Origin of the sequence: Paenibacillus dokdonensis (assembly GCF_004916975.1) — a bacterium.
Taxonomy (GTDB): Bacteria; Bacillota; Bacilli; order Paenibacillales; family Paenibacillaceae; genus Paenibacillus_AQ; species Paenibacillus_AQ dokdonensis.
In genome coordinates this window covers 160,846-176,159 of the sequence record NZ_STGQ01000001.1, presented here as the reverse complement: position 1 = coordinate 176,159, position 15,314 = coordinate 160,846, and the positions used below count along the sequence as shown (strand labels likewise).

At 48.6% G+C, this 15,314-nt stretch carries 14 protein-coding genes; 5 read left to right on the top strand and 9 right to left on the bottom strand.

Going from position 1 to position 15,314, the window contains the following annotated elements; translation table 11 throughout:
* The 3 genes from E6W40_RS00905 to E6W40_RS00895 all read right to left on the bottom strand — a co-directional run bounded on the left by E6W40_RS00905 (nt 1) and on the right by E6W40_RS00895 (nt 2,404).
* Nucleotides 1-699: a response regulator transcription factor gene (locus tag E6W40_RS00905; protein ID WP_136603757.1), complete on the bottom strand. Its 699-nt coding sequence runs from the start codon at nt 697-699 to the stop codon at nt 1-3.
* Between the two features lie 129 nt (nt 700-828).
* Nucleotides 829-1,710, bottom strand: coding sequence for a DUF4362 domain-containing protein (locus E6W40_RS00900; protein WP_136603756.1), 882 nt, complete (start codon nt 1,708-1,710; stop codon nt 829-831).
* A 127-nt stretch (nt 1,711-1,837) separates the two neighbouring features.
* Nucleotides 1,838-2,404, bottom strand: coding sequence for a GbsR/MarR family transcriptional regulator (locus tag E6W40_RS00895; protein WP_136603755.1), 567 nt, complete (start codon nt 2,402-2,404; stop codon nt 1,838-1,840).
* Nucleotides 2,405-2,748: 344 nt separating this feature from the next.
* Here E6W40_RS00895 and E6W40_RS00890 point away from each other — a divergent pair, with 344 nt between their 5' ends.
* From E6W40_RS00890 to E6W40_RS00880, 3 genes are read left to right on the top strand one after another with little or no spacing between them, the layout of a single operon-like run.
* On the top strand, nt 2,749-3,966 hold the full coding sequence (locus E6W40_RS00890; RefSeq protein ID WP_136603754.1) for a quaternary amine ABC transporter ATP-binding protein: 1,218 nt from the start codon (nt 2,749-2,751) through the stop codon (nt 3,964-3,966).
* Nucleotides 3,944-4,780 carry an ABC transporter permease gene (locus E6W40_RS00885; RefSeq protein WP_136603753.1) on the top strand — a complete coding sequence of 279 codons (837 nt, stop codon included), beginning with the start codon at nt 3,944-3,946 and terminating at the stop codon, nt 4,778-4,780. Before E6W40_RS00890 ends, E6W40_RS00885 begins: the two co-directional genes overlap by 23 nt.
* 2 nt (nt 4,781-4,782) lie before the next feature.
* Nucleotides 4,783-5,694, top strand: a complete 912-nt coding sequence (locus E6W40_RS00880) for a glycine betaine ABC transporter substrate-binding protein (RefSeq protein ID WP_136603752.1) — start codon at nt 4,783-4,785, stop codon at nt 5,692-5,694.
* 104 nt (nt 5,695-5,798) lie between these two features.
* On the opposite strand, the gene E6W40_RS00875 is transcribed toward E6W40_RS00880, so the two are convergent.
* The 3 genes from E6W40_RS00875 to E6W40_RS00865 form a co-directional block, all read right to left on the bottom strand.
* The gene (locus E6W40_RS00875) at nt 5,799-6,563 is read right to left on the bottom strand and encodes a DUF6081 family protein (RefSeq protein WP_136603751.1); all 765 of its coding nucleotides are present in this window, start codon (nt 6,561-6,563) and stop codon (nt 5,799-5,801) included.
* Between the two features lie 53 nt (nt 6,564-6,616).
* Nucleotides 6,617-7,534 (bottom strand): prenyltransferase, encoded by a 918-nt coding sequence (locus E6W40_RS00870; RefSeq protein WP_136603750.1) that lies wholly within the window; start codon nt 7,532-7,534, stop codon nt 6,617-6,619.
* A 333-nt stretch (nt 7,535-7,867) separates the two neighbouring features.
* A complete protein-coding gene (locus E6W40_RS00865; protein ID WP_246072782.1) occupies nt 7,868-10,546 on the bottom strand; it encodes a discoidin domain-containing protein in 2,679 nt (892 codons plus the stop codon).
* A gap of 256 nt (nt 10,547-10,802) precedes the next feature.
* Here E6W40_RS00865 and E6W40_RS00860 point away from each other — a divergent pair, with 256 nt between their 5' ends.
* Together E6W40_RS00860 and E6W40_RS00855 are read left to right on the top strand one after the other, a co-directional pair.
* Nucleotides 10,803-13,031, top strand: coding sequence for an MMPL family transporter (locus E6W40_RS00860; protein WP_136603749.1), 2,229 nt, complete (start codon nt 10,803-10,805; stop codon nt 13,029-13,031).
* A 22-nt stretch (nt 13,032-13,053) separates the two neighbouring features.
* Complete coding sequence (locus E6W40_RS00855; protein WP_136603748.1) at nt 13,054-13,494, top strand: hypothetical protein; 441 nt, start codon at nt 13,054-13,056, stop codon at nt 13,492-13,494.
* Nucleotides 13,495-13,572: 78 nt separating this feature from the next.
* Here the strand turns inward: E6W40_RS00855 and E6W40_RS00850 are convergent, their stop codons facing one another.
* From E6W40_RS00850 to E6W40_RS00840, 3 genes are all read right to left on the bottom strand, one after another.
* On the bottom strand, nt 13,573-14,250 hold the full coding sequence (locus E6W40_RS00850) for a PI-PLC domain-containing protein (RefSeq protein ID WP_136603747.1): 678 nt from the start codon (nt 14,248-14,250) through the stop codon (nt 13,573-13,575).
* Nucleotides 14,247-14,474 carry a hypothetical protein gene (locus E6W40_RS00845; RefSeq protein WP_136603746.1) on the bottom strand — a complete coding sequence of 76 codons (228 nt, stop codon included), beginning with the start codon at nt 14,472-14,474 and terminating at the stop codon, nt 14,247-14,249. Before E6W40_RS00845 ends, E6W40_RS00850 begins: the two co-directional genes overlap by 4 nt.
* 253 nt (nt 14,475-14,727) lie before the next feature.
* A complete protein-coding gene (locus E6W40_RS00840; RefSeq protein ID WP_136603745.1) occupies nt 14,728-15,153 on the bottom strand; it encodes a VOC family protein in 426 nt (141 codons plus the stop codon).
* Between the last annotated feature and the right edge of the window lie 161 nt (nt 15,154-15,314).

The window sequence follows — 15,314 nt, the reverse complement described above, 5'->3', positions numbered from 1 at the left end:
TTAAAATTCCCCCAAACGATAACCTATACCCCACAGTGTTTTGATATATTGCGGTTCCGATGGACTGTCTTCAATCTTTTCACGAAGCCGGCTCATATGTACATTGATCACATTTTCATCGCCATAATAGTCATCATTCCAGACGGAGTTAAAGATATGCTGCTTTGTAAAAACCTTTTTCGGATGGGTCATGAACAGCTTCAGGATTTGCAGCTCTTTGGCTGTAAGCTTGATTTCCTCGCCTCTCTTGGTCACGGTCAGATGATCCAGGTCCAGCTCCAGCTCATGTACCCGCATGATCTTGTTCTGCTCCGCTGGCTGATTGCTGACATAAGCCGTAGCCCGCCGAATAGCAGCCTTCACCCTTGCCGTCAGCTCAATCATGGAAAACGGCTTCGTTATATAATCATCAGCACCAAAGCCCAGTCCCAGCGCCTTGTCTACTTCCCCATCCTTTGCGGATACGATGAGAACCGGCACATGGCTGTTTTCCCTGATTTTTTTCAAAAAATCCATGCCGCTGACCTTCGGAAGCATCATGTCCAGCAGCACCAAATTGTAATCCCGCTCCCCAAAGCGCTCAAGCGCTTCTTCTCCGTCCTTCGCATGAACCACTTGAAAGCCTTCCATCGTCAAATAGCTCTCTACCATCTCGCCAATTGAAGCGTCATCCTCTACAAGCAGTATGTTCGCTGCCACGTCATCCCCGCCTATCTTCTCTTGTTTATAGCTATACTATACTGGATACACCCCCCACTCGCATATCCACAGCCAGAAATCATCCATAAATAAAAAAGCACCCGAAGGTGCCCCCACTCGATGGATCCTCTATTTGCCTTGTTCCGCCGGCGTCTTAGGCAATGACTGATATATCGAGCCCGCATGCACAATCCCGATGATTTTCTTCACAGCGGCTGTCATCTGCCTGCCATCCACTCTTTCATCACATGATTTCCATTCGAATTGGCGACTCCCTCCATTAATGAATACGTTTAAGTTATAATGATCCCCATCCTGCTGCTTGCATGTGGAAGACAGCTTTTTCTTATTTAGATAGCCTGCAAGCACGAGCTCCCTGTAAATTTTCTGACGATCCTGTTCCGGTATACCAAAATCACTGACCTCCACCATTTGGTCGTTCCCGAGATCTTTGACAAGCTTGTAATCCACTGTATTGATTTCGTTCGTCCCAGACGGCCCGTACTTCAGCACAAATTCGAACCGGTCCTGCTTACTGACGTCAAATGGGATCTCCAGCAGCTCCATTTCCTTTTGTTCCCCAACACAGCCTGTCAGCTTATAACGGATCAGCGTATCCGTTTCCTCGAGGTTTAGCTTGTCACAGCTATACGTTCTAACTTCCCCTTGTCCGAATTTATCCTTAGTCGTGTCCACACGCAGTTCAACATAGCCATCCTTATGCGTTAAATCATAGTAAATAGGATCGCCTTCAATCGTATACCGGACAAGCCGCTGCTTGCCCTCTGTTTGACCTGCGAATGCATCAAGCTGCCCGCGGTTCTCCACCATGCCATGCATGTCGATCACATCCGCGCCTTTGACAGTTGTAACGGTATCGGCAGGCTCCTCTGTCTTCTTGGGCATCTGGGGCTGCGTCTCGTTCACATGCGGTTCCTGCTGAACGGAGCAGCCGAAGATCATTGCGAGCAGCACAAACATGATCATCATTCTTACCGGGTTCGGTCTCAACTCTGGTCCCCCTTAAAGTCTTGTATCCTTCTTGACGTCAGTCAGCTGGTAAAGGTTTCAAGCCCCTGGTGCTTTGCTGTTGAACAAAAAAAGACCGCAGATGCATTGCATCCCGGTCCTTTACATCTTATTCCTTCGCAGGCGGTTCCTTCGGAACCAGCTTGTAAATGTCGCCGTTTTCAAAGGTATCGATCAGCCTGTCCAGCCATTCGTAGTAAGCGTACGCATCCCGCAGCTTGGCCTTGTCCTTTTGCAGCATATCCGTCATCTCTGGATCTTCCGCGTATTCATTAGCTATTTTATCAATTTCGTCCATGGACTTCCGGAGAACCAAAATATTGGCCTCCACCGACTTTCTCCACTTGATGTCGAAAAAGTCGGTAAAGGTCTGGTACCAGTCATATTCAACCTCGTACAGATCCTTGCGCGAGCCCTTTTCCCATACCTTGTTCACCATTTTCAAATCCAGCAGCGTCCGGACGCCCGTACTCATGCTGGTTTTGCTCATTTTCATTTCGCTGCCCATCTCATCAAGCGTCATTGGTTTATCCGCAAAAAATAACAGACCGTAAAGATGTCCTGTCGATAAGGATATACCGTATAAGTCCATATTTCGTCCAATCGATTCTATAACACGCTTACGCATTTTATGAAGCGCAGCGTTCTGTTCTTCCTTCACCGGGTCCAAGCCCATGCTTGCAACCTCCTTATGTTCAGCCATTCTTCGAATGTTTTCAGCAGGTAATCCCAATATCAGACAAAATCTGAAGGCAACAACCTACATCGTCTATTGTAGAAAAACCACTTTTAAAAGTAAAGAAGCTTCAGAAGCTGCAATTTGGAGCATCGGGCAGGAAACCGGAGGATTATACCGTACAGTTTTTTCTGTACGTTCTTTACATACGGTTAAAACGTTTGATACGATATTATTAGTTTGTTACACTGTTAAACGTCGCTTATACGTCGGTACACGAATCATCAACGGAATAGGGGTATGTTCTTGATTCATTTAGAAATGGTTGATAAGGGGGGATTGATTTGTCCATCTTACAGCTTCAAAAGGTAAGTAAATTGTTCGGAGCGCATGCAGACTCCTGCGTGGAGCTTCTCGAGCAAGGTTGGACTAAAGAAAGAATAGCAAAAGAAAAATCCGTAACCGTCGGTGTGAATCGTGTCAGTTTGAGCATCGAGGAAAGCGAAATTTTCGTCATCATGGGGTTATCCGGCAGCGGCAAGTCTACACTCGTTCGTATGCTGAACCGCCTCATTGAGCCTACGTCAGGAGAAATTCTGGTACATGGCAAGGACTTAATGAAAATGAACAAGGAACAGCTTCGAAAGGTGCGCCGCCAGACCATCAGCATGGTCTTTCAAAAATTCGCGCTGTTTCCCCACCGCACGGTTCTGGAAAATGTAGAATACGGCCTGGAAGTCCAGAAGAAAGATAAGAAGCTGCGGCGTGATAAAGCTGCGAAATCACTCGAGCTGGTCGGACTAAAAGGCTGGGGAGATAAAAGCCCCGATGAGCTGAGCGGCGGGATGCAGCAGCGGGTAGGACTCGCCAGAGCCCTGGCGAATGACCCCGAGATTCTGCTCATGGATGAGGCCTTCAGCGCCCTCGATCCATTGATCCGGCGGGATATGCAGGATGAGCTTCTCGATTTGCAGGAGAAGATGAAGAAGACCATTATCTTCATTACTCATGACCTGGATGAGGCACTTCGGATTGGCGACCGGATTGCGCTGATGAAGGACGGATCTGTCGTACAGGTCGGAACGCCTGAGGAGATTTTGACCCAGCCGGCCAATGCTTATGTAGAACGCTTTGTTGAAGATGTCGATCTTTCGAAGGTCCTCACGGCTTCGCATGTCATGCGCCGCCCAGAGACGATTATGGCGGACCGTGGTCCTCGTGTCGCCCTTGAACTCATGCGTGAACGAGGCATTTCCAATCTATTTGTCGTAGACCGTGCCAAACGCATGCTTGGTGTCATTACGGCTGAAGACGCTTCGGCCGCCATGCGGGTCGGACAATCACTGGAGGATATCCTGATTGTAGACGGTCCGCGGGTACAACCGGATGTCGTTATTAATGAGCTTTTCGAAATCACCAGCTTGGCCAAAGTACCACTTGCAGTTGTTGATGACCAGAACCGTCTCCTTGGCGTCATTGTCCGCGGAGCTGTGCTCGGCGCCCTTGCGGGAGAAAATAGCTCGAAGGAGGTGATTCCGGATGCAGAAAATACCACTGGATGAATGGGTTCAGACGCTGGTCAACTGGATGGAGGATCATCTGACGGTTCTATTTAATATTATTTCCGCTGTCATTGAGGGCATTGTCAAAGGCTTCACCTGGCTGTTTATGCTGCCTCATCCTTTTCTCTTCATTATCATTCTGGGAATACTAGCCTTCCTGGTCGGACGATTATCGCTGACCCTGTTCTCCGTAATCGGCTTCCTGCTGATCTATAATTTGGGCTACTGGTCCCAAACGATGGATACGCTGAGCCTCGTTATTACTTCAGCACTCATTTCCGTTGTGCTTGGTATCCCGCTTGGCATCTGGTGCGCTTACAGTAAAGGTGCGTCCCGGATCATTACGCCCCTGCTTGATTTCATGCAGACGATGCCGGCGTTCGTATATCTGCTTCCTGCCGTTACCTTCTTCAGTCTGGGTGTCGTGCCGGGCGTCATTGCCTCAGTCATTTTTGCGATACCGCCGACGATACGCCTGACGCTGCTAGGCATTCAGCAGGTGTCTGGAGAATTGACGGAAGCAGCCGATGCCTTCGGCTCCACTTCAGGCCAGAAGCTCTTCAAAGTGCAGCTGCCGCTGGCTTTGCCTACACTGATGGCTGGTGTGAACCAGACGATTATGCTGTCGCTGTCCATGGTCGTTATTGCTTCCATGATCGGTGCGCAGGGCATCGGTGCGGAAGTGTACCGTGCGGTGACCCAGCTGCAGATTGGTAAAGGCTTTGAAGCTGGTCTGGTTGTTGTTATTTTGGCCATTGTACTTGATCGTTTTACTCAACGCTTATTCAAATCCGATAAAAAAAGGGGAAGATAAGAATGAAAAAACAAGGTAAATGGATGACACTGCTCGGACTCGCCGGAGTACTGATGCTCTCTGCCTGCAACACAAACAGCAGTGCGAGTGACACATCGCAAGATGGAAGTAGCACGGAATCTTTCGGTAAACAAGTAAAACATGAAATTATCGGCATTGACCCGGGAGCCGGCATCATGAAGGCAACGAATAAAGCCATTCAAGAATATGACTTATCCGACTGGAAGCTGATCGAAGGCTCCGGCGCTGCAATGACGGCCACTCTGGCCAAGGATATCAAGAATAAAAAACCGATTATCATCACCGGTTGGACGCCGCACTGGATGTTCTCCAAGTATGATCTTAAGTATCTCGATGATCCGAAAAAGGTATACGGTGACGCAGAGGAAATTCACACCATTGCCCGTAAAGGACTTAAAGAAGATGATCCAACTGCGTATGCTTTTCTAGACCGCTTCGAATGGACATCCGATGAAATGGGTGAAATCATGACCGCGATTGAAGAAGGCGCAAAGCCCGAGGATGCAGCCAAGAAATGGGCCGATGAGCATGCTGACCGCGTGAATGAATGGATCAAGGATCTGAAGCCCGTGGACGGCAAAGCATTGAAGCTGAGCTATGTAGCTTGGGATTCGGAAATCGCCAGCACGAATCTGCTTCAATATGTGCTGCAGAGTAAGCTTGGTTACAAGGTTACTGCCCTTCAGGTAGAGGCTGGACCGATGTGGACCGGTGTCGCAAATGGTGACGTGGATGCCACTGCCGCAGCATGGCTCCCGCTTACTCACGCAGACTACATGGATAAGTTCAAAGACAAAGTCGAAGATCTCGGAGCCAACATGACCGGCGTGAAAACCGGACTGGTTGTCCCTTCCTATGTAGACATCAGCTCGATTGAGGATTTGAAGAAGTAATCGTGATAAACAAATTACCATGCGACAAAAAAAAGAACTCCAGGCACCGTTCATACGGGACCTGGAGTTCTTTGTATATTCACGAGCGAAAGCGACTTTGCTTACTACTCTTCATCCTTCGGCTTCTTTTTATCATCAGCACGATCATTAATCGTTACTGTCACGGGGGAGTATTCCGCAGTAACGGTTTGTCCATGGATGGACACGCTGCCTTCCGGCGAAATATCCTTCTCGGTCATAATGCCAAGTGCGATAGTAAATTCATTGAATTTGACCGGTACATTTTTCTCGCGGCGGATCTCTTCCCCGTTCAAGTAAAATACCGCTTCGTCATTGCCGCGGTCATACGTGATTTTGTAAGTGTTAAACTCACGGGCTTTGAAGTTGGTATCTTCCTTGAAGATGCAGAAGTATCTCGTTTTGTCGGATGGCGGCACCTCTACTCCCGGGAAGGGAAGTACGGCATAGACGCTTGCGTACTTGTCGTTTCCGGCAAAGAAGTCCAGAGCCGCGCCGGTTGTAAAATCCAGTAGATTCAGCGAAACATACCCATCATACAGATCGTTCGGAGCCGTATTTTCACTGCGGGCACGGATTTGCAGTTCGAAGCTGACCTCGCCGGATTCGGGTACCTTGATGGTTTCCACGGAATAGTACATATGCTTGGCGTTATCCAGAATTTGAATCTGATGATTCTCGCGGCTCAGCGGAGCGCGGACATACAGAACACCGTTGCGTACAATGACGACCGCATTAGGTTCGCGGTATTCCCAGAAGGAACCGTCCGGAAGGGGAAATCCACCCACTTTCCAAACTTCGCCTTCCGATAAAATCGTATGAAAATCACCGATGACTTTTTGTTGTTCCATGTTGCTTTCGACTTCCCTTCTTTGATGGATCAGTACCTGTCCATATGATGTTATCAGATCAGTCCTTGAATGAATAAGCATACAATCATAATAAGTCCGCTCAGCTGCGCGGATTTAACGGATGCGCCCATTAAAGGCAAGTAAGCATGCGAGGTATTCTGAGGCTTCAGCTTGCCATATACCTGATAGAGCGGAATCATTGCAGGCAGCGCGAGCAGACCATACACCGGAAGCGCGCCGGCAACCACACTCAGAATCAGTGTCAATACGGATAGCAGCAGCAAAAATCTTGAGAATGTTAGTGCTCTCTTCTCACCCCATACGACAACCAGCGTACGTTTGCCCGCTTGGCGGTCCGCCTGCCAATGCAGGAAATGGTGGTTGAAGAGAATCAATGTTGTGAGCAGTCCGATTGGCAGCGACAGCAGCAGGGCTCTCATATCCAAATGAGAGGTCTGAACGTAATAAGCACCCATGACTGGCAGCACGCCAAAGGAAAGCAGAATCGCGATCTCACTGTACCCCTTGCCCCTGTAGCCAAATTTCAGCGGAGGAGCCACATAGAAGTAGGCAATTAATCCGCCCAGTGCCCCGAATACGAAAGCCCAAATACCGGAGAATATCGCAAGAAGGATGCCGCAAATCGCAGCCAATGCGAACAGTCCCCATGTTACAGCTGCAAACTTACGGATGCTCCAGACTTTATTGGTCAAAAATCCGGAGTTGGTCGATACGGCATCTACGGCTTCTTTTGCCGCTATGTCCGTTCCGCTCTTGTAATCCCACAGATCATTGATCATATTGGAGAACAAATGCGCGGCGGCAGCTCCCACCAGAGTCACCAGGAACAGCCAGACGTTAAACACCCCGTTCCACACAAAAGCCCCGAGTGCGCCAAGCGCAACCGGAATGAGCATAACCGGCACGACACCGAACCGTGATGCCTTCCTAAATTGTTTGAGCATGTCCACACAATGCCCCTTTCTTAGTAAAATACCCGTGCATTGCCGGGAATATCACATTCGCACGGAATATGAATAGAAAATAGCCAACGTAGCAAATGATAAATTTCACAAACCTTCCGATTTCAAGTAGATTATATCCAGGAGACCTGCTTAAATATAGGAAGAAAGTTGTGTATTACTGCTCTTCAAGAATATCATACTTTATCGGATTTTGTCATGAAGTTGTAGAATTTACATCGGTAAAGAATACCAAAAGTCATATGTATAAATTGAAATAAAGCTATGAACACCGTTAGCTGTCTGCGCATACGGTATCCATAGCTTTGTTTTCAATCTATTTTATCGCTTTATATTGTCCAGTGCTTTCTTGCCCAGCCGCTCCAGCAGCTGCTGTTTGTACAGGCTCTCAACCTTCACATGCTTGCCAAGGCTTTCCCAATAACCATCATTTCGGGGGCGCGGATCATAGTCGCTCGGGACAAGTCCCGGCACCTTCGGCCCCACATGTCCGATGGCATAATTTTGCGCGGTCGGCGGCTGCTGCGAAGTCAACTCATCCTCAGTATTCCAGGAAACATAGTTCGCTCCAGCCCAGCCATGACCGCTTCCAAGCCAGCCCCGATCGCGGATGGAGATCGGCGCGTCGATATTATCGAACAATCCGCCCACTGACCAACGGTGATGAGGCTCGCTCGTGTTAAAGTTATTCACGGCTTTGCCATCCAGGAAGACGTTCGGGCCTTGCACACGGCTGTCCACGACGAAGGCATGACGTGCCGTCTCGGTATAAATCCGCTGTGCCAGATTCAGCTGTCCCATTTGGTGGATGACATAACGGCGTCCGCCCGTAATGATGCTGACCATATCATACATTTTGCTGTCCTGAACCGTGATCCACTTGGAGTTACGGCTCATTTGCACCAGCGAATATGACAAATGGTAGCCGGTCACGTCGCGCATCCAGCCGTTTTTCACGCTGTTAAACACGACGAAGCGTTCGGCATGCTTTTCATCCGCATAATACGGATCGGTCTTGCCATTGTCCATTGTTGTGTCCATGACACTTGGATCGAATTCGGAATCCGCACGCATATTTTCCACACCGACCTGCTCAATTCGGGCACTATCCGTGTATTTGAAAATTTGCCCTCCGCCCCATTTACGCTCAATGGCATTGGAGATCGGCGCATCAATGGTGATGTTGTTACCGTCAATGGCAGTAATTACACGATCAAAATCCAGATTAAAGGGCGCCCACTGGGTCGCGGTGCCTTCCGGACGGTTGTATATGTAATCCATGCCGATCTCATGAATCCAGTTCTTGTCTCCAGTCCGGCGAACGACAATAGTATCACCAACATGATAGCTGCTGGCATCATCCACGTGGAAGGAACGCGAACCTGATGGCACGTACAGATCCGTGATCGTTTTCATCGTGCTGTTGTCGATACTCAGGCCTGTATTTTCGCCGATCTCAATCAAGTTGCGAGGGTTCGCTCCAGTACCATAGATCAGTGTACCTTTGTCGTCCTGTCCCTCACCCCGGAGAACGATACCGCTGGCGTTGATTTTCAGTGTTCCACCAACCTCATATTTCCCTTTTTTCAACAGCACTGCTCCACGGAAGCCATCTTTGCCGATCGGCATTTGGGCTACTTGGTCAATAGCTGCCTGAATACGGGCCGTATCGTCCCCATCTCCAGGCTTCACAGTCGCTTTTACCTTAACCTCCGGAATTTTCACGCCGCCGCCCATATAACCCACGTTCGAGAAATCCAGTATTTGATTGCCTCGAAAATCACTGACATAGATCATTTTTCCATCCTTGCCAAGAAAGGCGATCTGGCTTTGGTCTTTCGGAATCCTTTTATTTTCCCATACCGTGAAATAGAATGAATCGTACACTGGCTGCTTACCGTCTTGTTCCATTTTCAAGCGGATTTCATAACGTCCTTCCTTATCCGCTTTACCCGGCGGTGTCCACTGCTTCGTGTCTCCTTTGGCTACAGCCGCAGAATCAAGCTGCGAGATCACCTTGGAGCCGTTATAGATCAGCTCGCCGCTGAGCGTCCCGTTGATATTGGAAACTGCCGACACGGATGGATATACATCATTGGGTTCAATCATCGCCGGCTGGCCGATTTCCGCCTTCATATTCGGATGCGTCAACGTGGAATTCATCACATAGCTTTCACCCAGAAAAGCATTAGGGTCGTCAACCACGATCCAGAAATCATTGGTCTTCAGCTCCTGTGCTGCCTGCACAACACCATGGACGAGCGAGGCACCAACCTGATTGGTCGTAAACGATCCTGACGGTTCAATACTTACGTCCTGTGTAGAAGCAATAAAGGTTTTTGCATATGATGTCAGATCCACTTCCTGCCCGGAGTCGAGTTCTCCTTTCAGGACCAGCGTTCCTTTTTCACCTTTCTCCAGACGCACTTCAGCGTTGTTAGGGTATTCCTTACCACTCGCATCCGTAAAATAAATCCGCTTCAGCCCGGCAGGCGCCGGCGTTTCCGTACTGTTATACACCGCAAGCTCAGATAGTTGCACATTCAGGTCTTTGCTCAGATTCAGGTTCAGTTTCATATATCTTGCCGACACACTTTCGAACATCGCTGCCTCCGTCGAAGTAAGATCTTTATTTTTGTTGTATGCCTGATTCCAATTGCTGCCGTCGTCCGAATACAGAATTTGGTAATCCTTCAGATTATCCGCACGATTGAGATGAATCATGACTTTGTTGAAGGTTTCCTCACTGCCCATATCGACCGATATCCAGACATTCATATCATCCTGGCGGTCTACCGCTAGCGGCTGCCATACGGTGGCGGCATCGCCATCCACGGCATTGCCCGCCTTGCCTGAACTTGCCTGCGCAGATTTGCCGAGCACCAGATTCGTGACTGAATCACTGGCTGCCGCTGCTTTTTCTTTGCCGCCAGGTATCACTGGAAGCACCAGCAGCATGATCATGAGACCGAAGCCAAGCCTTTTCAAAAAGCCTATCAATAAAATCCCACCTCTCTTAAATTGAAATCGCCTACATTTTAACTTGCGCAGATATGAAATGAACATGTCTTTTTTAGTGATGGGATTGTGTTTTATTAAGGAAACCGCTTAGGATGACGCCCGTCATGAAAGTCATATGCGAAAGATTGCAATACGGATAAGTGAAGGGGCGAGTTATTTGTAATGTGTTGTTCATTCTCCGTTCATATAATTTTTTTACAATGACCTTGAACCTAAAAACAGGAGGCTCAAGGCCATGTTGAAACAGTTTGCGAAAACATTCACCCATTATGTCAGCAGCCGAAAAGGCGCTTGGACCGTGCTGATCGGCTGGATTGTCATCATACTTTTACTTAGTCTGACCGCTCCGGGATCTAAAGAGTATGCCGTAAACAGCGGTGAAGGCAGCGTTCATAACGACACACCTTCCGCGGCAGCACAGCAAATGATGGATGAGTATTTCCCCTCCAAGGATGGGCTGACGGCCCTACTCGTCTTTCATGATCCGAACCGGATTACGGATAAGGATCGCAGCGCCATTACAGAAGTCAGTCAATGGCTTTCCTCTGCAGACAAACCGCAGTATGTATCTGCTGCTCTTCCTTTCCATCAGCTTCCGAAAAATGTTCAGGAGCAGATGTTTTCGAAGGACAAGACGACGCTGCTTCTGAATGTAAGTCTGCAAAAGAATCTCGAATCCGACCAGACCTATGATACATTGCAGCAAATCCGTGACCATGTGGAAAATATGAATAACAGCGGCCTTCAAGTCGAAATTACCGGTCCCGCCGGTATCGCTTCAGACACGACGACATTGTTTAAAAATGCGGACTTTGTTCTGATGCTGGCCACCGTAGTGCTAATACTGGTCATCCTCATTGTGATTTACCGTTCGCCGCTGCTAGCCATTATGCCCCTTCTCATTTCCGGTATCGTGTACCTGGTCGTGGACCGGATTCTGGGACTAGGCGGAAAGCTCGGCTGGTTTGTTGTTGAGAAGCAGTCACTGTCCATCATGATGATCCTGCTCTTTGCGGTATTAACCGACTACTGTCTGTTTGTTATTGCACGTTTCCGGGAGGAGCTCCGTCAGACGGAATCGAAACATGAGGCCATGAAGCAGGCCCTGACCCATGTCGCCGAACCGATTCTATTCAGCGGAGGCATCGTGCTGATGGCTATGGTCATTTTGTTTACCGCCATTTTCAAACCGTACAATCACTTCGCTCCCGTGTTTTCCATCGCTATGGTCGTTATTCTCATCGGCGGGGTCACGCTGATCCCAGCTCTGTTCACCCTGGTCGGCCGCAAAGCATTTTGGCCGTTTGTTCCCAAAGCCGGAGCAGAACAGACCAAACCTGAGAAGGAAGGCATTTGGAGCAAAATTGGCTCCTTTGTCACCCGGAAGCCTGCAGTTACCGCCGGTGTTCTGCTGGTATTGCTGCTGGCATCATCCGCCAATCTGTTTGGCATGAAGTATTCTTTTAACATCATGAAGTCGTTTCCGGAGGATATTTCATCCAGACAGGGCTTCGACATTTTGGAGGAGCGCTTCCCTCCGGGACAGCTTGCGCCCGTAACCGTTCTGCTTAAGTCTGATCATAAGATCGATGCCAATGCCGATTTCGTCAAACAGATTGCTTCCCTCAGTGAAAAGCTCAAATCTGAAGGCCATATCAGTTCCATCACACCTGCGCTGACTCCACAGCAAGCAGACAGCGGTCAGCTGCCTGGCAAGGTATTATCTGAATCAGGACAGGTCGTCAAGCTTCAGCTCACACTCGAAGATAATCCGTATGACCCTGCGGCTCTGGATGTAATCGCTCAGCTCCGCCAGGATAGCAACAGCCTGCTAAAGGATAGCGGACTTGAACCGGAGCAGTATTCCCTGCATTTTGCCGGACAAACGGCCGAACAACTTGACGTTCGTATCATGAACCAACGCGATACGACCGTAGTATTCACGCTGATCACGCTCTTCATCGCCGTCATGCTGGCTTTCCAGGCACGATCTGTCAAGATGGCTGCCACCATGATTCTAACCATGCTCCTGTCTTATGCAGGCACCATGGGCCTCGGATGGCTCATCTTCCATGAATTCCTGGGCTATGATTCCGTCAGCTATCGTCTGCCGGTATATACCTTCGTCTTTCTGATCGCGCTTGGCGTTGACTACAACATCATGCTGGTGTCCCGAATCCGGGAGGAAGCAAAGAAATACGAGTGGATGGAAGCCGTCAAACGGGGCGTCTCGCTGACGGGCGGCGTCATCTCTTCAGCCGGTATTATTCTAGCTGCCACCTTCTGCGTTCTGATCACGCAGCCGCTGCAGGAACTGTTCCTGTTCGGCATCCTGATGGCCATGGGCATTCTGATCGACACCTTCCTGGTGCGTGGCATGCTGCTGCCTGCCATCCTGACGATGATTGGCGGCAGCAAGCGGAGTACGAACCATAAGAATAACCTTCCGGTTCATCCGGAGTAAACGACGACAAGGAGGAACAAGTATGTTTGGATTTATGCTATTTTTACATTTGGGCGGATTGTTTGCCTGGGTGGGTGGTCTGATTGTGATCATTGTGATGATTGGCCTGCTCAACAAGCAGCTCGGTTCATCACAGGACTCCAATCTGCTGGCACGCAAGAGCCTGAGCATCTTCAGCTATCTTGCACATCCGGGGGCTGTGCTCGTGCTTGGCAGCGGGGTATATCTCATTTTGAAAATGGGATCCGGCACCAAGCCGCTGTGGCTTGATATTATGGAAAAAGGCGGAGGCACCATAGCACTGCTGTCTCTGATCGTAACGGGTATTTTAGGCAGCAAGGTCAAGAAAAGGCTGAAGGCCGCTGGGGGGCAGCCCGTGAAAGTAACCGGATATTTATCAACGATGACTGCTTTAATGGTACTCATTCTTGGCGTCGTGCTTGTTGTTAGCCTGAAAATATAGTTCAATCCAGAAAAAGGCTGTCCCTAGCTTTTCAAGCTAAGGACAGCCTTTTTTACTTGTATATTGTGAATCAGCAGACTATGCTTTCTTGGCAGTTTTGGCCGATGAGGCTTTGGCTGACTTCGCCGCAGTCTCCTGTGCTTTTTTCGCATAATACACTTTCAAATCTTCCGGTGTTACAAAATCGGTGTAAAAACCATACACACCTCTCGCCTTATATTTCGCCATCTCTTCGGGACTGTTGATCGTATGGACGAAAGCGAATTTGTTTATTTTTTTCAAGCTGCCGACAAAACCGGCTGTCGCTCTCCATTCCGGCATCGTTACAGCGGTAATCTTTTTATGGTTTTTCACAAACTGCAATACCTTCTGGTTTGAATCCGCCGTTTGGTACAAGGTATAAATGTATGACTCAAAAGGAAACACCTTTTCAATGATCGGATACATACTCTCATTATAAATTTGCGGAATGATCCGCTCCAGCATATACGGGTCTTCGTTGGCAAGCTCCACGATTTGACTGAATTGGGCTGTAATGATGCCCTTATCCGTGCTTTTCGTGTCGGTTACAAAATAGGCATCCGGATACTCATGCATCAGATCGATAATCTCGCTAAATTCCAGCGCATTGTATTTGTCGAACATTTTCATGGTTTTCATATCGGCTAAAGGCAGCGGCCCTCCGGTAATTGCCGGTGTCAGAGCCTGTCCCAGCGATTGAAAAGCGTACGCAGACCAATCATGGCGTCCGATCAAATAGCCATCGGATGTAAACTGCAGATCGACTTCAAAGATGCGCTGTCCCTTTTCATAGTTGGTTTCAAAGCCTCATAGGAATTGGTGTACGCCTTTTGATCGATTCCCCCGAGCGCATGGGCGACTAAACTATAGTCCGTCCATTTGGCGGCAAAAGCGGGAGTGCCGAGTGACAGCAAACAAATAACCAGCAGCGGCGGCAGTGCAGTAAACAGTTTTTTCATTCCAACCTCCCATTGTTTTCAGAAACGTATGTCTCAGATTTTGCAAGATCCGAGTAATGAGGATATTCACAATATCCCAATTATATCATGTTAAGGTAATAGAAGGTATAAAGCTGAGCTTTTTTTACATCATTTGATATGAGAGTTGTCGAAATCACAGCTTAAAGTGAATCCACACCATTATTCTCGAATGACTATATAACATACTATATTAAAAAGAAAAAGGACCGGATCTCCGGTCCTTTTCTATATTCTATCCTTCGGATGCCTCTCCGCTAAGCTGCCAGGAGATGCCGAACCGGTCGCGTACCATTCCAAACAATGGACTCCAGAATGTCTTCTGAAGCTCCATATGGACTTGTCCGCCATCGGAAAGAGCGTGAAAAATGGATTGAAGACGCTCCAAATCGCTTGTCATAATGGCAATGCTCAGTTGATCGCCCAACTGATACGGGTTACCCGGAAAGGTATCGGAGAACAACAGCATTTGGCCGTCGAATTCAAGTGCCGCATGCAGCACGCGGTTCTTCGCTTCCTCAGGCATCGGATGGCCTTCATCCGGCATATCCCCAAACCGTTGGATACCCAGATTGTTTGCTCCTAGCACCTTTTCATAAAATGCCACTGCCTCAGCGCAGTTCCCATCGAGCACAATATACGGCGCGATCTTCAAGCTCATTGTCTTGTGTCCTCCCTTATAATGGTTCGTTTAGTTCACACTTTCCTTCCCATTATATCCTGTCTTTTTCAAGAAGATAAGGCAAACGGCGGGACAATTATAAGTTAATTTTTTATAAAAATATGAATCTGATGTTCCTGATGGCTTCAACACCCGGATCA